The 23,666-nt window shown below is 44.7% G+C and carries 25 protein-coding genes and 1 other annotated feature; of the genes, 12 read left to right on the top strand and 13 right to left on the bottom strand.

All coding sequences use genetic code 11. The features are described from left to right. Positions 1-92 precede the first annotated feature (92 nt). Genes hisIE through hisG form a run of 8 tightly spaced genes read right to left on the bottom strand, consistent with a single transcriptional unit; the run spans position 93 to position 7,200 of the window. The gene (hisIE, locus tag OPS25_RS07625; protein WP_265617075.1) at positions 93-725 is read right to left on the bottom strand and encodes a bifunctional phosphoribosyl-AMP cyclohydrolase/phosphoribosyl-ATP diphosphatase HisIE; all 633 of its coding nucleotides are present in this window, start codon (positions 723-725) and stop codon (positions 93-95) included. After that, the gene (hisF, locus tag OPS25_RS07620; protein ID WP_265617074.1) at positions 726-1,520 is read right to left on the bottom strand and encodes an imidazole glycerol phosphate synthase subunit HisF; all 795 of its coding nucleotides are present in this window, start codon (positions 1,518-1,520) and stop codon (positions 726-728) included. Further along, positions 1,490-2,239 carry a 1-(5-phosphoribosyl)-5-[(5-phosphoribosylamino)methylideneamino]imidazole-4-carboxamide isomerase gene (gene hisA / locus OPS25_RS07615; protein ID WP_265617073.1) on the bottom strand — a complete coding sequence of 250 codons (750 nt, stop codon included), beginning with the start codon at positions 2,237-2,239 and terminating at the stop codon, positions 1,490-1,492. Before hisA ends, hisF begins: the two co-directional genes overlap by 31 nt. After that, positions 2,236-2,838, bottom strand: a complete 603-nt coding sequence (hisH, locus tag OPS25_RS07610) for an imidazole glycerol phosphate synthase subunit HisH (protein WP_407080221.1) — start codon at positions 2,836-2,838, stop codon at positions 2,236-2,238. The genes hisA and hisH overlap by 4 nt, the downstream gene beginning before the upstream one ends. Further along, positions 2,838-3,908, bottom strand: coding sequence for a bifunctional histidinol-phosphatase/imidazoleglycerol-phosphate dehydratase HisB (gene hisB / locus OPS25_RS07605; protein WP_265617071.1), 1,071 nt, complete (start codon positions 3,906-3,908; stop codon positions 2,838-2,840). Before hisB ends, hisH begins: the two co-directional genes overlap by 1 nt. Beyond that, a complete protein-coding gene (gene hisC, locus OPS25_RS07600; protein ID WP_265617070.1) occupies positions 3,908-4,987 on the bottom strand; it encodes a histidinol-phosphate transaminase in 1,080 nt (359 codons plus the stop codon). Before hisC ends, hisB begins: the two co-directional genes overlap by 1 nt. Then, positions 4,984-6,288, bottom strand: coding sequence for a histidinol dehydrogenase (hisD, locus tag OPS25_RS07595; RefSeq protein ID WP_265617069.1), 1,305 nt, complete (start codon positions 6,286-6,288; stop codon positions 4,984-4,986). Before hisD ends, hisC begins: the two co-directional genes overlap by 4 nt. 9 nt (positions 6,289-6,297) lie before the next feature. Further along, a complete protein-coding gene (gene hisG, locus OPS25_RS07590) occupies positions 6,298-7,200 on the bottom strand; it encodes an ATP phosphoribosyltransferase (RefSeq protein WP_265617068.1) in 903 nt (300 codons plus the stop codon). A gap of 36 nt (positions 7,201-7,236) precedes the next feature. Continuing rightward, positions 7,237-7,362, bottom strand: a sequence feature (His leader region). 199 nt (positions 7,363-7,561) lie between these two features. Between hisG and OPS25_RS07585 the strand changes: the two genes are divergently transcribed. The 5 genes from OPS25_RS07585 (at position 7,562) to OPS25_RS07565 (ending at position 11,175) form a co-directional block, all read left to right on the top strand. Then, entirely contained in the window at positions 7,562-7,894 is a 333-nt protein-coding gene (locus tag OPS25_RS07585) for a hypothetical protein (protein ID WP_265617067.1), read from the top strand. Positions 7,895-7,943: 49 nt separating this feature from the next. Further along, entirely contained in the window at positions 7,944-8,300 is a 357-nt protein-coding gene (locus OPS25_RS07580; RefSeq protein ID WP_265617066.1) for a hypothetical protein, read from the top strand. Between the two features lie 515 nt (positions 8,301-8,815). Continuing rightward, entirely contained in the window at positions 8,816-9,409 is a 594-nt protein-coding gene (locus OPS25_RS07575) for an acyl carrier protein phosphodiesterase (protein WP_265617065.1), read from the top strand. Between the two features lie 450 nt (positions 9,410-9,859). Further along, positions 9,860-10,405 (top strand): hypothetical protein, encoded by a 546-nt coding sequence (locus OPS25_RS07570; RefSeq protein WP_265617064.1) that lies wholly within the window; start codon positions 9,860-9,862, stop codon positions 10,403-10,405. 248 nt (positions 10,406-10,653) lie between these two features. Beyond that, positions 10,654-11,175 carry a protein tyrosine phosphatase family protein gene (locus OPS25_RS07565; protein WP_265617063.1) on the top strand — a complete coding sequence of 174 codons (522 nt, stop codon included), beginning with the start codon at positions 10,654-10,656 and terminating at the stop codon, positions 11,173-11,175. A 195-nt stretch (positions 11,176-11,370) separates the two neighbouring features. On the opposite strand, the gene OPS25_RS07560 is transcribed toward OPS25_RS07565, so the two are convergent. From OPS25_RS07560 to nhaB, 3 genes are read right to left on the bottom strand one after another with little or no spacing between them, the layout of a single operon-like run. Then, positions 11,371-11,919 (bottom strand): GNAT family N-acetyltransferase, encoded by a 549-nt coding sequence (locus OPS25_RS07560; RefSeq protein WP_265617062.1) that lies wholly within the window; start codon positions 11,917-11,919, stop codon positions 11,371-11,373. Further along, positions 11,916-12,434 (bottom strand): disulfide bond formation protein DsbB, encoded by a 519-nt coding sequence (dsbB, locus tag OPS25_RS07555; RefSeq protein WP_265617061.1) that lies wholly within the window; start codon positions 12,432-12,434, stop codon positions 11,916-11,918. Before dsbB ends, OPS25_RS07560 begins: the two co-directional genes overlap by 4 nt. Positions 12,435-12,453: 19 nt before the next feature. Next, complete coding sequence (gene nhaB / locus OPS25_RS07550; RefSeq protein WP_265617060.1) at positions 12,454-14,040, bottom strand: sodium/proton antiporter NhaB; 1,587 nt, start codon at positions 14,038-14,040, stop codon at positions 12,454-12,456. Between the two features lie 316 nt (positions 14,041-14,356). On the opposite strand from nhaB, the gene fadR reads away from it, so the two are divergent. From fadR to OPS25_RS07530, 4 genes are all read left to right on the top strand, one after another. Beyond that, complete coding sequence (gene fadR, locus OPS25_RS07545; protein WP_265617059.1) at positions 14,357-15,067, top strand: fatty acid metabolism transcriptional regulator FadR; 711 nt, start codon at positions 14,357-14,359, stop codon at positions 15,065-15,067. 95 nt (positions 15,068-15,162) lie between these two features. Next, positions 15,163-15,543, top strand: coding sequence for a VOC family protein (locus tag OPS25_RS07540; protein WP_265617058.1), 381 nt, complete (start codon positions 15,163-15,165; stop codon positions 15,541-15,543). 89 nt (positions 15,544-15,632) lie between these two features. Then, entirely contained in the window at positions 15,633-15,992 is a 360-nt protein-coding gene (locus tag OPS25_RS07535) for a phasin-related domain-containing protein (protein ID WP_265617057.1), read from the top strand. Between the two features lie 74 nt (positions 15,993-16,066). After that, positions 16,067-16,684, top strand: a complete 618-nt coding sequence (locus OPS25_RS07530; protein ID WP_265617056.1) for a hypothetical protein — start codon at positions 16,067-16,069, stop codon at positions 16,682-16,684. 310 nt (positions 16,685-16,994) lie between these two features. Here the strand turns inward: OPS25_RS07530 and OPS25_RS07525 are convergent, their stop codons facing one another. Continuing rightward, entirely contained in the window at positions 16,995-18,425 is a 1,431-nt protein-coding gene (locus OPS25_RS07525) for a hypothetical protein (protein ID WP_265617055.1), read from the bottom strand. A 112-nt stretch (positions 18,426-18,537) separates the two neighbouring features. Continuing rightward, positions 18,538-19,989: a DUF3336 domain-containing protein gene (locus OPS25_RS07520; protein ID WP_265617054.1), complete on the bottom strand. Its 1,452-nt coding sequence runs from the start codon at positions 19,987-19,989 to the stop codon at positions 18,538-18,540. A gap of 206 nt (positions 19,990-20,195) precedes the next feature. On the opposite strand from OPS25_RS07520, the gene OPS25_RS07515 reads away from it, so the two are divergent. Genes OPS25_RS07515 through OPS25_RS07505 form a run of 3 tightly spaced genes read left to right on the top strand, consistent with a single transcriptional unit; the run spans position 20,196 to position 23,515 of the window. Beyond that, positions 20,196-21,404, top strand: coding sequence for a DUF445 domain-containing protein (locus tag OPS25_RS07515; RefSeq protein ID WP_265617053.1), 1,209 nt, complete (start codon positions 20,196-20,198; stop codon positions 21,402-21,404). Beyond that, the gene (locus OPS25_RS07510) at positions 21,405-22,064 is read left to right on the top strand and encodes a TetR/AcrR family transcriptional regulator (protein ID WP_265617052.1); all 660 of its coding nucleotides are present in this window, start codon (positions 21,405-21,407) and stop codon (positions 22,062-22,064) included. Between the two features lie 11 nt (positions 22,065-22,075). Then, on the top strand, positions 22,076-23,515 hold the full coding sequence (locus OPS25_RS07505) for a wax ester/triacylglycerol synthase domain-containing protein (protein WP_265617051.1): 1,440 nt from the start codon (positions 22,076-22,078) through the stop codon (positions 23,513-23,515). Positions 23,516-23,666 lie beyond the last annotated feature (151 nt).

Raw genomic sequence — 23,666 nt, 5'->3', positions numbered from 1 at the left:
TACTTGAATGATCTTTACTATATGTAAGGTCGCAAAATAATGAAAACCATTATTTTGCGATAACATGTAAGAATCAGACGATCAAGGGGCAATCAGCTGGCATGTGCACCTGTATGCCTTCCTTTCAACACTGTGATAACCTCAGCCATAGATGTATCTGATGCTTGCAGTAATACCATCAGGTGATACAGTAAATCCGCTGCCTCATTTTTCAATTCGGCGGTATCACCGGCTACTGCCGCCAGAGCTGTCTCAACCCCTTCTTCTCCTACTTTTTGTGCAATTTGCTTGATGCCTTGCTGGTATAGAGAAGCTGTGTAGCTTGACTCTGGCGCATCGGACTTACGGGAAGCAATAAGCTCCTCTAAAGCCGATAAAAAAGTGACATCTGCAAGGGGGCTATCGTACCAACAGCTTACGGTTCCCGTATGACAGGTCGGTCCATTGGGCTTGGCCAATATTAATATGGCATCATCATCGCAATCAGACGTGGCTTCGACAAGTTCAAGTGTGTGTCCGGAGCTCTCTCCTTTCATCCAAAGACGTTTTTTTGCGCGACTAAAAAAGGTTACCTTACCTGTTGTAAGTGTCTGCTGTAACGCCTCCACATTCATGTAACCCTGCATAAGTATTTGTGCAGAATTCGCGTTTTGTACAATAGCTGGCAGCAATCCATTCATTTTCTCCCAGGCTAGTTTATCAATATTGTTAGTACTAAGTTTCATCTAGCAATCCTTTTTTAGGAAGGGGGCACGCATCGTAATGCCTGCTTCGGATAAGGTCTGTTTTAAATTGTTTATCTGAATGAGGCCTTTGTGAAAAACAGAAGCAGCCAAGGCCCCATCAACATCTGCCTGTGTAAACACATCTTTAAAATGTTGAATTTCGCCGGCGCCGCCTGAGGCAATCAACGGTAAAGTGCACACATTACGAACAGCTTTTAATTGCGAAATATCATATCCTTGGCGAACGCCATCCTGATTCATGCAGTTTAATACAATTTCACCGGCTCCCCGTTGCTGTACTTCCTGAACCCAATCTAAAGTTTTCCAAAGGGTTTGCTGCGTGCGCGTTTCGTCACCAGTAAACTTATAGACAGAATACGTATTTGTTTCCTCGTTAAAGAAGCTATCAATGCCAATCACTACACATTGCTGGCCAAACTCATCATGCAGCTGGTTTATCAACCCGGGATTGAGTAGCGCAGGCGAGTTAATTGAAATTTTGTCAGCGCCCATTTCCAGAATATGAGCAGCATCTTTTACTGACTTTATGCCCCCGGCTACGCAAAACGGTATATCTATCACCTCGGCTATACGTTTTACCCAGCTTTTGTCTACCGTTCGCGCATCAGAGCTCGCTGTGATGTCATAAAACACCAGTTCGTCTGCACCAGCTGATGCATACCGCTCGGCCAGCGGGACAATGTCGCCGATAATTTCATGATTCCGAAACTGCACGCCTTTTACTACTTTACCTTCACGGACATCTAAGCAGGGGATGATGCGTTTTGCCAACATGCAATAGCCTCCTTTACTGAAAACTTTCCTTCTAACAATGCTTTACCCAAAATTACACCGCCAACATCTACTGGTTTTAATGCCTGTATATCTTGCAAGGAGCCAATACCGCCCGATGCTTGCCACTCGATGGTGGGGTATTGCCGTGATAATTGTGTATAAAGTTTAACGTTGGAACCAGCCAGCGTGCCGTCGCGACTGATATCTGTGCATAACACATGTTTAATCCCTGCCTCCAGATAACCCTCTAACAATGGTTCCAGTTGTACCCCTGAATTTTGCTCCCAGCCGTTAACTGCCAGCCATTTTTGATCTGAATCGTCAATATTGATATCAAGTGCCAGTACAATTTGCTCCGAGCCGTAGCGCCGCAGCCAGCTCTTTACCAGATCAGGTTGCTTGACGGCCAACGAGCCAATCACCACTCGATCTACACCGCTTTGGATTAACTGCTCAATGTCCTGCTCGGTTCTGATGCCACCACCCGCCTGAAACTTCATACGCTTTGCAGCAGTCAGCTTACTAAGCAAAGAGAGCTGACGTTTGCTTGTATCTTTCGCGCCAGTCAGATCGACAATGTGTAACCATTGAGCTCCTTCATCCGCATAGCGATTAAGTACATCTAAAGGGGAGGAGGTGTAGGCGGTTTTTTGCTGATAATCGCCTTGGAAAAGTCTAACCACTTCTCCATCAATTAAATCAATCGCTGGTATAATCATAAGGTTAAAAAATTCCTTAGTAGTTGTGCGCCGGCTTCACCGGAACGTTCAGGATGAAATTGCACGCCATAGAAATTGTCTTTTCTCAGCGCTGCTGAAAACGGCTGTGCATAGGTGCAACTTGCCAGGGTATAGGGTGAAGGTTTGACACAAAAACTATGCACGAAATAAAAATAGGTATGGTCGGGGATCCCATTAAATAGCGCACTTTGCGCAATAGAAGAAACGGTATTCCATCCCATATGAGGAAGTCGGAGCGCGCCAACTTGCATGCGCACCACGTCGGCAGGGATAAGATCTAAACACGAAACCGAGCCGTCTTTACTTTCTTCAGAGCGCGATACCAGTAGCTGCATTCCCAGACAAACCCCCAATACAGGTTGGGAAAGTTGCTGAATAACCTTGATTAAGTTTTTTTGAGCAATGCTTTTCATTGCAGTAGCAGCACTTCCCACCCCAGGTAAGAGAACTTTATCTGCTTGTTGGATCAGACGCGCATCATCGGTTATCAACACGCTGCTGCCGAGTCGTTCAAGGGCGATGCGTACAGATGAGATATTGGCACAACCAGTATTTATAATGACGACTTTTTGCTGTATCACAGTGCCCCCTTACTGCTGGGTAATTCATTGCCTTGTCGGGTAATGGCCTGGCGCAACGCGCGGCCGAATACTTTAAACAAGCTTTCTACCTGGTGGTGGGCATTTCCTTCTGTTGTACTCAAGTGAAGAGATAAACCCATACTTTGCGCTAGTGAGTAAAAGAAGTGCTGTACCATTTCAGTGGCCATTCCACCTACTTGCTCGCGGCTGAATGTCGCGTCAAATTTAAGATAGGGCCGGTTAGAAATATCCATCACGCACTCTGCACGACATTCATCCATAGGAAGCGCGAAACCAAACCGACCTATTCCACGCTTATTTCCGAGCGCTTTCTTTAATGCTTCACCCAGCGCCAAAGCGGTATCTTCGACACTGTGATGATCATCAATATGTAAATCGCCCTTTACTGAAACCTGTAGTTCAAAGCCCCCGTGGGTGGCGATTTGGTCCAGCATATGATCGAAGAACCCTACACCGGTCTCAATCGAGGACTTCTCGGCACTATCTAAATTTACGGCGACCAAAATATCGGTTTCATCGGTGGTACGCCGCACTTTTGCAGTACGTTCTGTAGCAAGCAGTTGGTTTTGAATAGCTGACCAGGGATTACCTGCACGATCGTAACGAATCCCCGTAATACCCATATTGGCCGCTAATTGCATGTCCGTTTCCCGATCACCGATAACAAATGAGCGAGTAAAATCCACGCGACCCTGTTGCAAGTAGTCTTTAACCAGTCCCAGACGAGGTTTTCTGCAACTACAGTTATCTTGCTCAAAGTGAGGGCAAATTAGCACTTCATCGAAAGTGACACCTTGGCTTGCAAATAGCGCCATCATCATATTATGCGGGGCATCAAAATCTTCCTGAGGGAAACTGGCTGTACCGAGACCATCCTGGTTACTAACCATCACCAGCCGAAAACCCTGTTCTTTTAGCCTAAGTAAAACAGGGATCACGTCGGGTTCAAAAACCAGTTTGTCCAGCCGGTCCAATTGCTTATCAATGGGGGGCTCTTCCACTAAGGTACCATCCCGATCAATGAAAAGTATGGCTTGCTGGTTCATTAGACGTCTCCAGATTTAGTCAAGTAGTGATTAAGTAAAGATAAAAAGCGATCATTTTGAGAGCGACTACCTATGCTTACGCGCAAACAGTCTGCCAGCCCCAATTGTTTAGACTGATCGCGAATTAACATCCCGTTTTCGATCAGATATTGCATTAGTTGGGTGCGATAGGTGTAATGAAAGAGAATGAAGTTTGCTGCGTTGCCGCCCTTCAATGTAATACCCGGGGCGTTCGCTAAAGCGTGTCTTACCCGTGTTTGTTCTAACATGAGGTAATTAACCTGCTCTCGCATTTGCGTAATAGCATTTTCCGTCAGCGCCAGCTGGGCGAGCTGTGCTACAGGCGCAGAAATAGGATAGGGTGCTATGGTTTTTAACAGCGACTGAATAACTTCCTGATTAGCTAAGGTGAATCCGCAGCGCAAGCCTGCCAGCGCGAACGCTTTAGATAATGTTCGTAACACCACTAGATTAGGGTAGGTTTCGAGCATAGTTGCCCAGTTCTGCTGAGTGGAAAATTCTACATAAGCCTCGTCAAGAACTACGAATGCTGAATCGGCAAAATGACTTAAAACCTCAGTGATGTCGGCCTCATTGAGCAAGGTACCCGTCGGGTTATTGGGCGAGCAAAGAAAAACAAGATTAACATCGTCTACTGCCTTAATTCCCTCCACATCAAGCGAAAAATCTTCTCTTAAAGGCACCTCCACAGTATTAATTCCACAGGTCTGCGCACTAATTTTATACATCCCGTAAGTAGGCGGACAAATCAATATTGAGTCTTTTTTATATTCACAGAAGGTTCGAATGAGTAACTCTATTCCCTCATCCGCTCCGCGTGTCACCAGGATGTTGTCACTGCCGACCTGAGCGTAGCTAGCGTAGGCCTGCACTAACTCTTTTGGCTGGCAATCTGGATAGCGGTTGTATTGGGATAGTTCAACTTGAATTTCATTACAAAATGGAGATTCGTTTGCATTTAACCAATCGGTACCTCCGCTTAATAAGCGACGTGCAGATTCGTAAGGCGTCAACGTTTTTAAACTCGGATTCAATAATTTTGAGATAAGTAAGTTCATTTAGCTGCCTCTTGCAACGATTGCACTCTGATCGAAACGGCACGTTTGTGAGCATCCAGACCTTCCGCGGCGGCCAACACACAGATAGTCTCTGCAAGTTGTGTTAATCCTTGTTGCGAAATTTCCTGCACCGTGAACCGTCTTACGAAGTCACTTAAGCCTAGACTTGAACAGGTGCGGGAAAAACCATAAGTGGGCAACACGTGATTGGTGCCAGACGCATAATCGCCTGCTGATTCTGGAGACCAGGCACCTAAGAAAATTGATCCTGCGTTTTTAATCTGCGGGAGGAGCGCGCGGGCATCATCAGTTTGCACGATGAGGTGTTCAGGTGCATAAAGATTACTCACTTTCACTGCGTCCAGTACCGAGTCAGTGAGAATATATCGTGCGTTATTCATCGCCGCCCGTGCAGTATTTTGTCTGGCGAGTACTTGTAATTGTCTTTCGACCTCTGCCTGGGTTTGCTCAATCACGTATTGACTTGAGCATACCAGAATCGCTTGTGAATCTTCCCCATGTTCGGCCTGAGAGAGCAAGTCGGCCGCAATAAATTCAGGGTTGGCTTGGTCATCAGCAATTACCAGTACTTCTGACGGACCGGCCGGCATATCCATCGAAGCGCCATCAGTGCGTTGACTCAGCTGTTGTTTGGCTTCGGTAACAAAACGGTTTCCGGGTCCGAAAATTTTATCAACTTTAGGAATAGTTTGGGTGCCGAAGGCCATTGCAGCGATAGCCTGAGCGCCACCGCACAGGTACACTTTTTCTATACCACAAAGTGAGGCAGCAAAGGCAATTTCTGCAGCAATCGTGCCCTGGGCATTAGGAGGGGTGCATAACACTTTGTTGTCACACCCCGCTATCTGCGCAGGCACGCCTAACATTAAAACGGTTGAGGGCAGGGGAGCGCTGCCTCCAGGAATATACAGTCCGACCGATTCAAGAGCACTGGTGTGTTGTTCACACACCACCCCCGGACGAGTTTCTACAACTACTGAGGGCTGCTCCTGCGCACAATGGAAACGCTTTATATTCGTGTATGCGTCCTGGATGGCTAAGCGTGTTTCACGATTAACCTGTTGGGCGAGGGCGGCTAACTGTGTTGTGGATAAAGTAAGGCTTGTCAGAGAGGGGCAATCGAACTGACGCGTATACTCCAGTACTGCTTCATCGCCCCGTGCTTTCACTGCTCGGATAATTTCGCTTACTTTTTCTTTAACGGAATCTGCCGATGCCTGCGCCGGACGTGATAGCGCTTGCTTTTGCTGGTCGTAGGTTAGGGTATTCCATACAATCATAACGTACCCCTATCCCATCATCTTTTCGATTGGCATGACCAATATGGAACTGCAGCCTAACGATTTAAGCTTTTCCATAGTTTCCCAGAATAGATTTTCCGAACTCACAACGTGCACAGCCACCAGGTCGTCATTGCTTGCAAGCGGCAGGACCGTGGGATTCTCGGCTCCTGGAAGGAGACTTTTCACTTGTTCAAGATAAGCTTTGGGTGCGTGTAGCATGATGTATTTACTTTCCTTTGCCTGCATCACACCGTCTATGCGGGGAATTAAACGGTTAATTAAGGTTGATTTAGCATCGCTCAGTTCACCGTCTGCGCGCTGGATTAACACTGCTTTAGAGCGAAAAATCACATCCTTTTCGACTAAGCCATTGGCTTCAAGTGTTGCTCCCGTTGACACAAGATCACAAATGGCGTCAGCAACGCCCGCTCGCGGAGCTACTTCAACTGAACCTGTGAGCATTACCGCTTTAGCATTGACTTTCTGTTCCGCAAAGTAACGTTCGAGTAGATAAGGGTATGTGGTAGCGACGCGTTTTTTTTCTAAAGAGCCTATGCCCGTGTAACTGGCCTCTTTGGGCACTGCAATGGATAGCCGACAACCGCCATAGTCAAGCCGTCTGAGTACTTCAAATTCGCTTGGTTTGTTAGCGGCCTGGCGTTCGAGCATTTTTTCTTCTAATTCGTTTTCGCCGATAAAGCCAATATCCACCACCCCATCCATCACTAACCCAGGAATGTCATCATCACGCACACGGAGTAGGTCTATCGGTTGATTGGTTGAATGGGCAATTAGCAGGCGATCTCTGATATTAAGCTTAATACCTATCGCCTTTAGTAACGCAATACTGTCATCGCTTAGACGCCCTGACTTTTGCACTGCAATACGTAACCTTCCACTTTCACTCATTGTCGCCATCCTCTTTTAAAGTTTCCTGACGCGCAAAACCAAAAACCCCCAGAAGTTTCCTTCTAGGGGCTTGATAAACTGAATGCTTTTTACGCCGCTGGAAGGAAACAATAGACCTTCCAGCACAAACCGAAAGGTTATGCTATATGATGGTGGTGATGATTAATTGCGCAAAAATTCATGGATAAAAATAAATAATTTGATAAGTCTGTCGATAACATAAACCAGATAGGGGGGAGTTGACAAGTTTTTATTCGCATTGTTTATCCTCTTTAGTCGAAACTATTTAGTCTATTTAAGTTCAAATTGATATGAGTACCGCTTTTTTACGTATAAAAAGCGAGTAGCTAAAGGTGTAGCCATGAGTGATGACTTATTATTTTCTGTAATTCCCCGCCAAGGTAGAGCGGTTATCAAACCTGATGACAGGGTGAAACAAGTCAGTGCCGAGGCACGGACGGAAGCATTGAGTCAGCAGGAAAAAGAAGTTCACGACAATGAGCGCAAAGTCTCTGAGCGAGAGCAGTACAAACGAATAGAAGAAAACTTGCCTCATCGCCGCCAGGATAAACAAAAAAAAGGTGATCATCCACCTGAGTCAGAGAAAGAAAACAATAAAGAAAAAGATGCGCAGAAGGCGGCAGATGAAACTCCATCGGGCGATAAAAAACACCGATTAGACATATACGTCTGAAGCGAATCGATACGTTAATAAATAAGTGTGTAAGGCCTCCTTTCGCGGAATGAGCGTATTTTCCCAACGAACAGTGGCCTCTCAAATGACCAGCCATCACCTTCCACGAACAGCGGTCACCGGTTATCAATGGTCACCGGCTAACATTAGTCATAGGCTACCAATGGTCATTGGCTACCAATGGTCATCGGCTACCAATGGTCATCGGCTACCATTAGTCATCGGCTACCATTTGTCATCGGCTACCATTTGTCATCGGCTACCATTTGTCATCGGCTACCATTTGTCATCGGCTATCATTGGTCATCGGCTATCATTGGTCAGCGGCTACCATTGGTCAGCGGCTACCATTTGTCATCGGCTACCATTGGTCATCTTCCGCGAAGGCGGAAGATCCCCTTCCTAACCATATCCCGTCGGTAATAAAGCATCCATTTCTCAAACCGAATCTTAGGAGAGGCTAGCCAACCAGGCCATTCCGACTCACAGTAAACTTTCTTAAATACCTACTGTCATTGTAAATATGAAAACGACTTCGATAGTAATTAGCTGAACTTTGAGAACACGGATGTTCCTGATAATTTGTAACGAACGATATTTATACCTTACCGTTAACTTTAGTGATCCTTTCGTCACCCTTACTCGCGCGCAATATTCCACGCTGTGCAACAACACATGCATCGATCTCAGACTGGCCGGGTATCCTATGCTTCGCGTTATGCTAAAATTTTGTGTTTGTTATCTCCTAAACATCAATGCTCAGTAATTTAAATATAAGAGCAGCTTAAAAAAACATTTTTATGGTAAGTAAACTCCTTAGCTGCAGCGCAGTCTGCGTCAGTAAAAGGCCTGATTCTACGAGATTGTAGGTTTTATCAAATGTCTTACATTAAAAAAGTCTGAACAAAGGTAAGGTACAGTATGAACTATCTCGCTCATCTTTATCTGGCACAACCAACCGCAGATTCCTTTTATGGAAACCTGCTTGGTGACTTTGGTGGAAAAAGACAGGTTAAGCGGATAGCTCTCCCTGTTAAAAGGGGCCTGGAAAATCACTATTTGGTAGATAAATTTACCGATAACGACCCTGCGATAAGACAAGCGAAAGATTATTTTGCTGCCAAACGGAAAAGATTTGCAGGTATCGCTATCGATGTATTGTTTGATCATTTTTTGATTGCACATTGGTGCGATTTTCATGAACAGTCACTTAGTACATTTAAACGTAAAGGTTTTCAGCTATTAAATGCTCGTATTGCAGATATGCCACCGAGGATGCAACGGACTGTTATCAGCATAACCAAAAACGACTGGTTTAAATCCTACGAGACGCTGGATGGGGTTGGCTTAGCCCTGGATAATATTGCCGACAACATCCGCTTTACCAATTCTTTTTCAGGTGCGGTAGAAGATATTCACCGCCATTACCATGAATTAAACACAGTGTTTTTAGACTTTTTTCCCCGGCTAATCAACCATGTTGAGCAAAATGCACTTGAGCAACCGGCTAGGTAGTAAAAGTGCGTGCAAACCTCATTTTTCCCATTACTTGCCAGCCAGAATTCCTGCAGTATGTTTACTGGTATTATGGCTTTGTGCAGGTTTCTAAGCTTACCTAATTAGCGATGTTTCCAAGTAAGAGGGTCTTAACTAAAATGTGCGGCATCCACGTTTAAACGAAAAATCACATCCAGGTAAGTGCTATCTTTTAGTCTCAACCCACCAAGCGCTTGAATGCTCGATATGAACTACAGCCGATTAAGTAATACCGAGCTGATCATTCAACACCTCCACGGTCTGGAGTGCGATGTAAGTAATTAGGCATATTAATATACTCAGCCAATTACAATGGTCAGTGAACTGGGTGTTAGATATAGTATATTGTTCGAACGTTAATTTAGTCGGTGTATATGTTGTACGAAGCGTCTAGCATACTGGCGCAGCCACGAATAAGGAAATAAAATAATGATAAGGATATTGCTATATTTAATTGCATTAAGTTCGGTTGGGTGTGCGAACATCCCTCTCACCACAATGCTGAAATTTAAAGACTGGAATGCAAGCTATTTAACAGCATTAAATCCTTCTGAGTTACAGGCTAAAGTGGAGCTGGAAAGCCCTTTTACGCTGCAAGTCGAAGACACAGTACTCACCGTCGATATTGACACTACGCGGGGAACACAAACGCATAGATTTCCTCTTGTACTAACCCAAGAGCTTAAGAAAACACAGAAAGGAGGATGGTTTTCTGCCGCCACCTCTTTTACCGAGTATACTTTTAAACTGCCAGAGGAGGCTTACGCCAACTTAAGTGATGTGCAAAAGATGATGAGCACTCAACAAAAAGGCTCGGTGGCATTTGGAGTGGCAACTAAATTTAAAGCAATGTCCGCAGAAGCTGAATTTATCACCTTGTCAGTGCAGCTTAAGTTAGATAAAACAACAGAATATTTTACGCTTATCGACAGTGCAGAGATCAAGGTTGATCGCGGGGATGCTGCATACAATTAATTCGCAATTAAGTTCCTTCTAGTGCTAATTGTCAATCGTTACCGAGACCGACACGATAGGGGCGGGTGAGGAGGATTTTGGTAAATCGCGGTTTGAAAATCAGCCAAACGAAGAGCTCAATTCTTTATTCGCCAAAGCAGTTGCTATACTTTACCAGCTATTTTTTACAAAACGCTTTCCAGCCAAACTACGTATAAAAAATCGAGTTACATTAACTCAAACAACAGGGGCCTTACATGATGATAACGATGCGAAAACTTCTACTTATAAGTTTTTTCCAATTTTGTTTTATTGCTGGAGTAATGGCGGCGAATAGCACTGAAGATGCACTCCTTCAGACAGAAATTAGCAATATTAAAAATCCGAAGCTAAACGTTTACTCTGCAGGCCAGCCCACCAAAGCACAGCTTAAGCAGGCGAAAGAATCAGGGGTTAAACATATTGTTAATTTGCGGCCCCGTTCAGAGCAGGACTGGGATGAGAAAGCCTACGTTAACTCCTTAGGCATGCGTTATCATCATATACCGGTAGCTGGGCCAGAGGATATTAATCAGGAAAATGCGGCAAAACTTGAGATGGCATTGGCGAAAAACCGTGGTGAACCCATCCTGGTGCATTGCGCTAGCGGCAATAGAGTGGGGGCACTAGTCGCTCTAAACGAAGGTGTAGAACATCAGGATATTGACGCTGCTATCACAACAGGGAAGCAATGGGGCCTCACCCGATTAGAGCCGGTGGTGAGGGAAAAGTTAAAAGAGTTGGTTGAATAAAGATAATTGCGCCTAGTATTATGAGTGGGGCTTAATTGAGGGGAAATCACTTGGAAGATAAATTGTAGAGTTTCTTCGATGATCACCCTCAATCACACCAGCTCTCAGAAATTGACTGCAGTTAGGGATATCCGACGACCCCCAATAGGCCTGGTCTTCATTCGTCAAGGTTTTATATCAACCCCTTCTTGAAGGCTAACGAGTCAAACTAAAGAGCAGGGCATCTCTGCCCAATACACGCTTGCGACAAAGCGCTTCTTTTTCCGCATTGAGTTTTTGCACGACCCTTAAGCTGGCTTGGTTGGCAGGTTCCACCAGCAACTCTAGCCGAACCAGCTTCATCTGTTCGAAAGCCAATTTAATCAAACGCTGGCTTAACGCCACAGCTAATCCTTTACCCGAAGCTTCAGGCCTAATCCAAAAACCTAAGTTGGCATTAAGATGAAGAGGATGGATGTAATTAATTACCCCCATTCCCAAACATTGAAATTCAGACAACAACAAATAAGCAATGCCATAGTTTTGCTGTCGACTTAATTCCAGCGAAGCAATGCATTGCTTCGCAGCGGGTATCGTTACCGGGCACAAACTGGTGCCCAGCCAAGGGCGCACATATTCAATGGAATGTTGACCCGCCTCACACAACGTGTCCACATGTTTTGCTGCAATACGTTCGATAGTGAAGGGGCCTTCCGACGACTGTATCGCCGGCAGCCTGCTTGGCAAAATGGAAAGATCTATCAAAATCGACGGCTACCCACTAACCTGATCAGTAAAAAGGTGATACACATAACGAAATATACCGCAAAAATGATCATCATCCATTCAGCCATACCTTTATCCATGAAGCGCCAACTATCCTCTAAACAGTCTCCCTTTGCAGCGAAAACGGCTGGTAGCCATTCGTGCAAAGGCGCCCACGATGGAAAGTTTGGAACTATTTCACAACTGGCAAAAAATGGATTAGGCGCATGCAGAATATCCACATGCTCGCGTGCAAGCAGCCAGCCCCAGCCTGAGGATATGCCCCAGCCAGCAAAACCAACTACGCGGGTTGGCAAGGTGTTAAGCAATACAACCAGAAGGCCTGCCAGCATAATGCCAAACATGGCCGTGCGCTGATAGATACACATTATACAAGGGGCAAGCCCCTTTTCATATTGGAAATATAGGGCTGTCAATATCAATGCGAGCGCACTTAAAAAAAGTAGCAACCACGATGAACGATGACCAGCCCAGCGACTTAACCCCTTTACCATTTATCGCAACCTCGCTTGTTTAGTGGCTCGCATCACCAGAGACTGTATCCGCTGTATGGTGTTCAATCCACTGCATCTCATATAATATTTCTGTCATATCCAAAAGATTAAAATAGGTAGCGGCTAAGCCCACGATAGTAAGCACCACAGTATAGGGCAGGGCCATATACACCATCTTGCCGTAAGATAATCGCAATAATGGTGCGATGGCAGACGTAAGTAGGAATAGAAACGCTGCTTGGCCGTTTGGCGTGGCTACGCTGGGTAGATTGGTACCCGTGTTAATTGCGACAGCAAGCATGTCGAATTCGTCGCGTGTGATCACGCCTTCTTTTAATGCCGCAGCAACCTCAGTGATATACACTGAGCCCACGAAAACATTATCACTGACCATCGATAACACGCCATTGGCTAAATAGAACATAACTAACTGTGTTTTGCCCTCAAAGGTTAGTACCCAATTGATCACCGGATAAAATAGCCCTTGGTCGATAATGACAGCCACGATCCCAAAAAAGACACATAATAAGGCTGTAAAAGGGAGTGCTTCTTCAAACGCCTTACCCAAGGCATGCTCTTCAATAACCCCGCTCATAGATGTTGCCAAGACGATGATAGATAATCCGATCAGTCCCACTGAAGCCATGTGCAGGGCAAGACCTACAATCAGCCAAATACCAATGAGGGCTTGTACCATCAGTTTGGCGGTATCTCTGGGCGTTCTTGTCTCATCATTATGCTTGTCGTAATTAGCCAAAATCGCGCGCACGTTGTCGGGCATCTGTGCGCCATAAGAGAACCACTTTACCTTTTCAAGCAGCATGGTGGTTAAAACACCAAAAATAAATACCGGGATCGTAATTGGGCTCATGCGCAGAAAGAATTCAATAAAATCCCAACCGGCCTTATCAGCAATGATCAGGTTTTGCGGTTCTCCCACCATGGTCATTACGCCACCAAGGGCTGTACCCACCGCCGAGTGCATAAGCAGATTTCTTAAAAAAGCACGAAAATTATCTAAATCACCACGGCCTAATTCAGGTACAGCGTCATCTGAAGTATGGTCATGATCGTGCTCGGCCTGAAACTCTTTTCCAGACGCCACTTTGTGATAGATAGTGTAGAAACCCAGGCCCACGCTAATAATCACGGCAATGACCGTCAACGCGTCCAGGAATGCAGATAAGAAGGCCGACGCTGCAATAAACGCCACTGAGAGGATTAACTTATTTTTTACCCGTATAACCAGTTTGGTAAACAGAAACATTAATAAATCTTTCATGAAATAAATGCCGGCAACCATGAACACCAGCAATAGCACGACTTCTAAGTTAAGCTGAATTTCATGCAGCATATGGTCTGGCGAAGTCATTCCTATGAACAAGGCTTCAATAAGTAATAAACCACCGGGTTGCAGTGGATAGCATTTTAACGCCATAGCCAAGGTGAAAATGAACTGCAAAACCAGGGCCCAGCCCGCTATGTATGGGTTCAGCATAAATAGAAAAGGATTGATAATTAAAAACGCAAGAATGGTCTTTTTGTACCAGTCGGGTGCGTGCCCTAGAAAGTTGCGATAGAGTGCAACAGACATTGACATTTGCATATTGAGTAGCCCTTAACGCAGCGACGCGTAATTATTCTATTTTTGCTTTTGAGAACCAGAATGGACCCGAAAAGCAGCATTGTTGTTATTCTACACATTATTTAAAATTAATACGTGCAAGGCCAAGACTAACTTAATTTTTGGAGCGTAGGAAGTCAAACGCGTTCAAAAACCGTGGGTTATGCCTGATATTTTTCCGTACTTTGGTGCGCTCAGCCCATAGTGTGAAATTAATCTGCAATATAAGGTTGTGACAAAAAAAAATCATCTGGTACAATCAGTTCGACAAAAACAATAAGGTGTAAATGAGACAGTTATGATTTACAAAGCTCAAAGTCCAGCAGGATTTGCTGAAGAATACATTGTCGAATCGATCTGGAGTGGTCGCTTTCCACCCGGAACGATACTACCTGCTGAGCGAGAGCTATCCGAATTGATTGGTGTCACTCGCACCACCTTGCGTGAAGTATTGCAACGCCTGGCGCGCGACGGCTGGTTGACGATTCAGCATGGCAAACCCACTAAAGTGAATAATTTCTGGGAGACCTGCGGCCTGAATATTCTTGAAACCCTGGCTCGTTTAGACCAAGAAGGTATTCCTGAATTAGTAGACAATTTGTTAGCAGCGCGCACAAATTTAAGTGCCGTCTTCATTCGCGGAGCCATTCGTAATAACCCTGAGAAATCGGTAGAAATTATTGCTCGGTATAAAGATTGTGAAGAGGACGGGCTAGCGTTCGCGCAACTCGATTATCAGATAAACCATGATCTCGCGCTGGCATCAAACAATAATGTATTTGTGTTGATGATGAACGGTTTCAGAGGCTTGTATTCTCGTATCGGTGGGTATTTCTTCTCTCATAAAAGTGCGCGCGATGTTGCACGAAAGTACTATTCTGAACTGCTTGAAGTTGCAGAAAAGGGTGACCACGATGCGGTACCGAATGTGGTGCGCAATTATGGTATTGAAAGTGGCAAAGTTTGGCAGGAAGTGAGAGACGAGATGCCAAAAGATTTGGTCGACTAATAAAAAAGTGCTGTAAGGCACTTTTTTATTATGGGTGGAATGAAAAATTATCTGCTATATCTTGATGTACAGAAAACTGACATCAGGAGAATATTATGCAAGGTAATCCCGTGGGATGGTTTGAAATATACGTTGATGACATGGAGCGAGCCAAGACGTTTTATCAACAGGTATTTGCGGTAAGTCTTGAACAAATAACAGACCCCACCAATGAAGGAGTCATTATGCATTCCTTTCCCTCTGACATGGATAAGTATGGAGCGGGTGGAGCGCTAGTGAAAATCCCTGACGTTTGTGCTGGTAACAACAGCGTCATTGTGTACTTTTCGTGTAACGACTGTGCGCTGGAAGAGAGCCGAGTGAATCAGGCGGGTGGCCAGGTTCAGCGCCCGAAAATGTCCATCGGTGAATACGGATTCATCTCAATATTCAAAGACACTGAAGGCAATACGATAGGTCTTCACTCCCTCCAATAAAAAATCAAAATTTTTGTGCTTTTAGTATGCGGTTTCTAATTGGGAAGGTTATTCTTTGACCAACTTGGTTAATGAGTGAGGAAATCCCCATGGTTAAGACTGATAGTATCAAAGGTAAATTCAACGAAGCTGAAGACTTTGCGCGTAAAATCTGGTTAGCAGGTTTAGGTGCGTATGGTAAGAGTGTGGAACAAGCACAAGGTCGTTACGAAAAGTTAAGCGAAGAAGCTAGCAAAATGTTTGACGACTTAGTACAAAAAGGTGAAACACTTGAAGACGACGCACGTAGTAAGTTTAAAGCGACTACGAATGACGTAGAGTCTCGTGTTAGTGAAGTTAGAAAAAAGTTAGGGCTGGACGTAGAGCAATCTGATCAGAAAATAGAAGAATTATCTGCCAAGATTGACGCACTTACAGAAGCCGTAGCTAAACTTGCAGCTAACAAGTAATTCTACAGCCCCGGTCCAGCCGGGGCTTTTCACTTTTAAACGTTAATCTTTGTCAATTTAGCTTTGGAGCATGTATGAGAAATTCTGAACAACGTCCATCCCCTTTCCTTGGCTGGTTCGAGGCAGGTGCAGACTTGCTGGCAGCGCAATTGTCAAAGGTGACTGCTACCGTGAATGATAGAATCGATGAATCCCATCAACTGTTTGATGAACTTCAGCATAAGGGTGAAGCCATCGAAGCAAGAATGCGCGCTACACTTAATCCTCAGGCAGTATTGGGGACGTTACATGACGCGGTAACCCATAACCCAATCGTTACGGCAATGACCCCTGGTCGTTCACAAAAACGTCTACGCGAAGCCCAGCTTGATGTGCTGTCCGCTAAAGTGGACGCGTTGGTTGAACACGTTGCATTACTGGCCGCTAAGCAAGCAGCTACAAAAGCCAAAGCGGCTGAAGAGGCCAAAAGTGCTGCGGAAAAAGAAAAACCAAAAGCAGTGAAAGCACAAACCGTTCGAAAAACAGAAAAACAAACGGCACCTAGTAAACAAATTTCGTCTGAACAAAAAAAACCGACGGAAGACAAGGTTACTAAGACAACATCTTCACCAAAATCCCGGGCTGTTGCTAACCGACGTAAAGCTCCACCAGCAAGCCGACGGACCACAGCTAAACCCACAACTAAAAAATAATTTGATTCAAGTCAGCGACAAGCCATGCCTGTGATTTGTCGCTGAATACCGAATGCTAAGGCAAACGTGTACTAGCCATTTGCGCTAAATAAAGTCGCCATTGATTTTTAGCGCATCATCTTTTCAGGACCCCGATGGGTGCGATTTCCCATTAATTGGAGAGATGAAAGAGTGGCGTAGCTATCTACCTTCTTTGTGTAGAATTGGCGAGGGGGTTATAACATTAGCGCCTGGCGTTACCCATTTCTTATCGATACAATTTATCGTCTTGCACAAAGGTTGCAGGAGCATAGTGGGTAAACGGGTGAAACTAGCCTTTATTCCACATATTTTGATTTTTCTTGAACGAAAAGAAGTCGTTTGGTTCCCAAAATGGGGGAACTAACTGTTCAATATTTTCAGGGTCAAAATCTTTTGAAAGCTGGCTCATAATTTCAATTAATCTGTCTTTACCTATTCGCATCAACTTTTTCTGATTTGCCGCAAAAAATAAATTTCGCGCCCGTTGAATCACTTCATCGTTTCCAGATGCGATATACGTCAAATTTCGCGTGGCTACCCTACAAATAGGCTCGGCAGGGTGTGAAGGGTTAAGTCGACTCACGACAGCACATTCATACTGGTTTTTTTCTTCTCCGCGTTCATTAACTGGAATAAAGGTAATGCCAAAGCCTTGCGGAAAATAGCCTACAATTTTAATGAAGGCTTCTGCCAGCTTTTCGTTTAAAGCACCTTTTTTAGCTAGTTGCTCAATTAACAAATACCCTTTTGGGAGTTCCTTCCGTGAGTAATCTGGCTTCGTGGATAACACGATGGATGCATAAATCTGGGGTATCTTGAGTAACTCGCCTAAACCGGATTTACTGACGAACGCATCTTTCGCAATGGTATGCATAAACTGGTTCGCCGCCTTATGATGCGCAACAAACTCATCTCGTTCTTCTTTATTATTACCCACGTATTTAGGAATACCTAACCCTTTTTTAAGATAATCCATCGTGTATTGATAATTATATTTTAATAGGGCTTTGCGTTGTTCTGCCTCAAGTACTCGAAATTCATCTAATTCATTGTCAGCACCGCGCAACAGTAAGAGTACATCTGGGCTCTGTAAGCCGATGTCCTGCAGAATTGCCGCGCAAATGAGCGGAATAGCTAACCCTGTTTGCCACTTTTCTAATACATTGCTGTCGCCGTCGAAACGGCTTAACGCGTTTTTATGTTCAATGAGGTAAGGGTTTTTGACCGTTTGTTCCTGGAACATTTTATCGGTCAGACGTAATGTGAGTACTGCCTTGTATAATGGCTTTAATCGTTGATGAAAACGTTGAAAACCGGCCACCTTACCGCGTGTTTGCAGCATGATCGTACCAAGAAACTTGGCGCTCAATAGTTGCGTTTCTTCGTAGCTATCGCCTTCACATAAATCCAGTAACTTTCTCGCGACTTCGTGGATACGGCCAACCCGCTCGAGTCTTTCTTCTTCAAGTTTGAGTTGAGCTTTTTTGAGCTTTTGCTTTAGTTGAGCGGCTTTGTCACTCTCTTTTTGAGAGGGGCGCACACTGCCAATTTGCATTTTTAAATCATGGGCGTGATCTTCTAAGGAGGGGGTAACGGTGAAAAAATGACGGGCGTCCTCATACACGGAACCTTGCCCAGACTCCTGTGGATAGACTAAATCCACCAGGTTTTTTACCTGTTGGGTATAAATATTATCCGGACTTTCTACTTTTTTGCTCACCGCGATTTTTTTCCTCAACGTACTTCTGTAGCACGTTAACTTTACTTTAATTGTTTGATAAATGGCATTATTTCCTGATTATTCAGTAAAAGTATCTACCAAATTTGATTTGTCAATGGCCCAGTAACTCAGCTTCTCTGCGCTTTAACAATTTTAAATAATACCTTAATGTCTCACTGATTTTGGTATTACGAGCGATTACATCCAGCTGCGGCCAGGTGGCCCGCTCGCCACTCTCAATTAGTTGCCTGATACTGTTCAAACTGGGATTTGCCAAAACTTGGGCAACGTTCCGAAGTTGCTTCTCGGGCAAAATATTAATATTACCCACATATTGCTGATCGATAATAGAGCGCACTTTATGGATCGCCAATTTTGCACCTTTGTGCGAAATAAACCGCTCCATTACATCAAACGCAAAAATACTGTTATCTTTGGCCAATTGACCCACGTGTCGCCATGCCAGATCGTACAAGGATGTGGCGTGGGTACGATTAGATGACAAAAAGGGTACGGCTAACGGGTTAGTCTGGCTCACAATACTATGGTTGACACCATATAAACGAGATAACCGTTCAAAGGGCAAATCGGCCATCAGGGAGCCATCTGCAAAGCGTCGGTTGGGGATATACGGAACAATGTCGCCTTTATTAGTTTTTGCTCTTAACTGCACCGGACTGAATAAAACGGGAACCGCACAAGATGCGCGGACGGCCTGAGTGATAATAGCATTCGGTGAAGTTTTGGCGTTCAATAAGCGGGAATGTTGGTGTAAATCAGAAGGTGAGACGGAGACGGTGATATGACGCCCGGTCTTCTTTAATGCTTCTTCGAAGGTCATTACATCAAACAGCGTAATTAACGCGTTTTCCAATGCCCGGCTATCTAACAAACTCTTTTGTCCAAAGCCTGCCCAGTGTCGCCACTGTTGAAAGTGCTCGTGAATGTATTCTGCGCTGAGCGCTTCTAATAATTCGTCATGACTACGTGTGCCAATCATGCCCGCTATAATGGAACCGGCGCTGGCTCCTGAAATTACGGTAGGTAACAAATCGCGCTCATTCAGAGACTTGACCACCCCAGCGTGAAAAAAACCTAAACCCGCGCCACCTGAAAGCATTAAGCAACTTCGGCCAAAAGCATGGGCAGTTTCTTCAAAAAACGACAGTTTATAATAAAAGTCGATTTCATCATCATTGGCATCAAAGATACTGTCCAACGCTATGACGACTTCATGCAGGAATGTTTCAATAAGGTTTTTTGTGCCAATTTTGCAACGACCGTAAAGCGCGGGGTTGGCGATGTTACCTAAATTCCCATGTAATCCCTCATGAATGATGGACATTAACGCAATATTATCACCTTTGCTACGCGCCAATTGCATCCGCTGAACGCGCTTTCTAATCAAGCGATAATCGTATTCGCGACAGGGATCTTTTGCTTTCCACTCATCCGCGCCCGAAATGGCGTCATGAGCCAGACAGGCCTCATGGTATTCTGCGTACGAGCGTGCATTTTCAATAGCCGCTTCAATGCTGGCGAGGCGGCGGTCAAACAAAGCCATAAAGCCCTCCTGATACTGAGTGGGGAAGCTGGGCGATCGCTAAGTGTAGGTAAATCATTTAGAAACCACTATCTAATTTTGGCATTTGTGTCTAAAACCTCAGAATTCATAACGTTAATTACATTAAAGATTGATTATTGGTTACGCAGCCAGTAGCCTTCAGGATGAGGTTTGACAATAAATTGTATAAAGTGACTGCGCTATAAATGGACTGGAATGTTGAAACGCTAACGTTGTTATCGATCCCGCTGATCAGCGCTATTGTTGGCTGGGGGACAAACTATCTGGCAGTAAAAATGATGTTTTACCCGATTGAGTTTGTCGGGATCAAACCTATCTTTGGCTGGCAAGGGTTGATCCCGGCTAAACGTCGTCAAATGGCTGAAATTGAAGTTGAGCTGGTGCTGGGTAAACTACTAAGTGTAGAAGAACTGGCTGAACGAATTGAACCGGCAGCCCTTACCCAAGCGATCGAGCGACGTCTTCATCAAGTTGTCAGACGGGTCATCAATGATGTTATGCAGGAGTCAGCCCCTCAACTTTGGGCCTCTTTGCCCGTGCAGGGTAAGAATTTAGTTTATAAACGCATCGAAAATGACTTGCCGCACGTGGTGCGTAAGATGGTGGAAGATTTTCAACATAATGTAAGTGAAATCCTCGATATAAAAGAGCTGGTTGTCGAACAACTGGTGAATAACCCCGAACTTATCAACGAAATATTTTTAACAGCCGGTGCGCGGGAATTTCCATTTATCATAAAATCCGGCTTTTATTTCGGCTTTCTTTTCGGTCTGCCTACGATGCTGCTATGGCACTTTTATCAGGTCTGGTGGATATTGCCGTTAGGCGGCTTGTTAGTAGGATATCTGACAAACTGGATTGCCATTAAAATCATATTTGAACCCAAGAACCCGATTAGAATTGGTCCGTTTATCATACAGGGTATGTTTCTCAAACGTCAGCGCGAAGTGTCTATCGTGTATGCGGACATCATCGAGCGCAAACTTATTACTCCCCAAAACATCACTCATATTATTCTGCATGGCTCGGGATCGGCTCAATTACTGGAGCTAATTGAGCTGCATGTTAATGATGCAATAGAACGTTACATTGCAGTGGCACAACCTTACTTCGCGCTAGGGGTAGGATCTGATAATTTTTATAAAATGAAAGCACTGGCGGTACGGTTAATTTTCGATAATTCAGAAAAATATCTGCATTACGCCTATGATTATGCAAACGGGGCGTTAAGGGTGGGGGAAGATTTAAGTCAGCGCATGCAGGCGCTTTCGTCATCAGAATTTGAAGGGGTCTTGCGCCCCGCATACCAACAAGATGAATGGAAGTTAATTGTCGTGGGAGCAATGCTTGGCATGATGGCGGGCTTTGCTCAGCTTTACCTGGTGTTTATATAAATGAAAACCGCTGAACGAATTATATTAACCGCCCTGGAACTCTTTAATGAGCAAGGAGAAAACGCTGTCACCAGTGTGGATATTGCGATGGAACTGGATATCAGCCCTGGTAATCTTTATTACCATTACAAAGGGAAAGAAGTAATCATCGATGCTTTGATGGCATTACATAAAAAGCAACTTCTTAGCTCACTTAATCGCTCGCTGGTGGAAAATATTCACGCCGAAGATCTGTTTTATTACTTCTATATTTTAATTGAGAAGCTCGACTTATTTCGCTTTCTCTATCGAAGTCCAGCAGACCTTGTCGAAAAATATCCCTCCATACAGTCACCGCAGAAGCTATTGCTAAAAGCGCTGGATGGTCAACTTGATGCTATTTTTAAAAGGTTACAAAGTACAGACGAAATAATGCTGTCCAGCTATGAACGTCCTTTGTTAGTTGAATCGCTGACGTTGCTAATGACACAGGCGAGCCAAAGCAGTAAGCCATTTATGCAACAAAATACGGAAGGAAGACTTTACCACGTACTCTCTTTAATGATGGTAAACCTGTTACCCCGCTTAAAACTGTCCGAATCAGCCATTAAACATATTCTCAACGCTATTCAGTCGCATAGTGTGAGCCACCTTAATTCTAATCTTCCCGACTTAAGTTAGGAGTTAACCGGATGGGTAAGTCGCTTTCATTTTTGGATAAATCATTTTGGTTAACCGAATCTGATGCCAACCCAAAACATGTGGCTTGCTTGCAATTGCTGGAAATGCCTAAGGGGGTGGAGGGAGCGTGTTATATCCGCCAGCTTTACGAAGACGTTAAAGCATTTTCGCGCGCATGCCCTCCGTTTAATTGCCGCGTTAAGGCAATATTCGGATACCCCATGGGGTTGCAACCCGTTAAGTCAATGCAAATGGACTACCATGTGCAATTGCATCAAGTAGAGGCAATTGACGATAAAGTAGCGCTGGATAATTTTGTTGCACGTATCCACGAGTCGCGGTTGGATTCAGATAAGCCCTTGTGGCAATACCACTTTATTTACGATGGTAAAAGTAATCTGTTTGCTATTTATGCCCGGGTACATCACCTGTATGGCGATGGGGCTACCTTGGTTCGCTGGTTTCAGGCAGGCTATTTACCTCAGCCGAAAAACGAAAGTTTCTTACCCGTGTGGGCGGTCAAACGAATGCGCAAACGTCGGCCAAGACCTAAGTTGTGGCGCAGAGTAGTGGAAAGTATCAAAAACTTTTTCCATATTGCGCTGGATCTTATCATCATCTTTGTGCGCCTGTTTTTAAAGATCATTCGCATTAATAGCCATTACATGCCTGTGCCCTTTACGGGTACAAAGACTGTATTAACCGGCCAGGTCAAGCCGGGGAGGGCGGTGGCTACCATGGAATTAGATTTTGCACGGGTTAGGGCAGTGGCAAAACGCACCCGCTCAACGGCTAATGAAGTGTTGTTATGTGCCTTTGATATTGGCGTGCATCGCCTATTGCAGGATAATGGCCATGTTTTCAAAAAAGCCTTATACACCAATATGCCGATTAATCTGCGCAAACCGGGTGACAAAACGTCGGGAAATAAAATTGCGATCGTGCCGGTGCAACTGGCCCACGGTGAACAAGATCCCTATTTACGCTTACGCCAGATCATAATTAATCATCGAATTGTCAAATTCGCCGCCCAACACGCCCACCCTGGCTCGTTCAGCGCTTACACCATCGTTATTCAGTCCATCGCGCTGGTGTTTGAATTGCTACGTTTATCGTCGCTGATAAAGCCAATCGCAAATCTGTTGGTATCAAATGTACCTGGCCCACAGGAACAACGCTATTTAAAAGACAGTAAACTACTTGCATGCTACCCAATTTCTACCATGACACCTGGCGGCGGGGTTAACATTACCCTGATGACCTATGCCGGCAAAGCCAATGTAGGCATGGTCTGTTGCAATAAAAACATCAAGTCATTGCAGCCCTTAGCTGACTATTTCGTTGAAGCCTTTGAAATGCTCGAAGCCAGCGTGGATGACCCGACACTTAGTATCGAAGATATCGGCGAGCATAGCAACGATACGCCGCTTTCCATTGTGAGTGATGAGTAGGAATGAAGTAGGATGGCGACTCTGAGCGGATAGCGGCTGCCTCATTTTTGCCACGCCAACAACTGCGCTAAAAGGTTAAGCTGACTTGACTCGGACGGCTTACCTGTCTAATGGACTTCTAGGAAATTAGGGTCGATTCAATCGATAAGTT

It is taken from the genome of Alteromonas aquimaris, from assembly GCF_026183695.1.
Lineage (GTDB): Bacteria > Pseudomonadota > Gammaproteobacteria > Enterobacterales > Alteromonadaceae > Alteromonas > Alteromonas aquimaris.
This window is presented reverse-complemented; position numbering and strand designations above follow the sequence as displayed.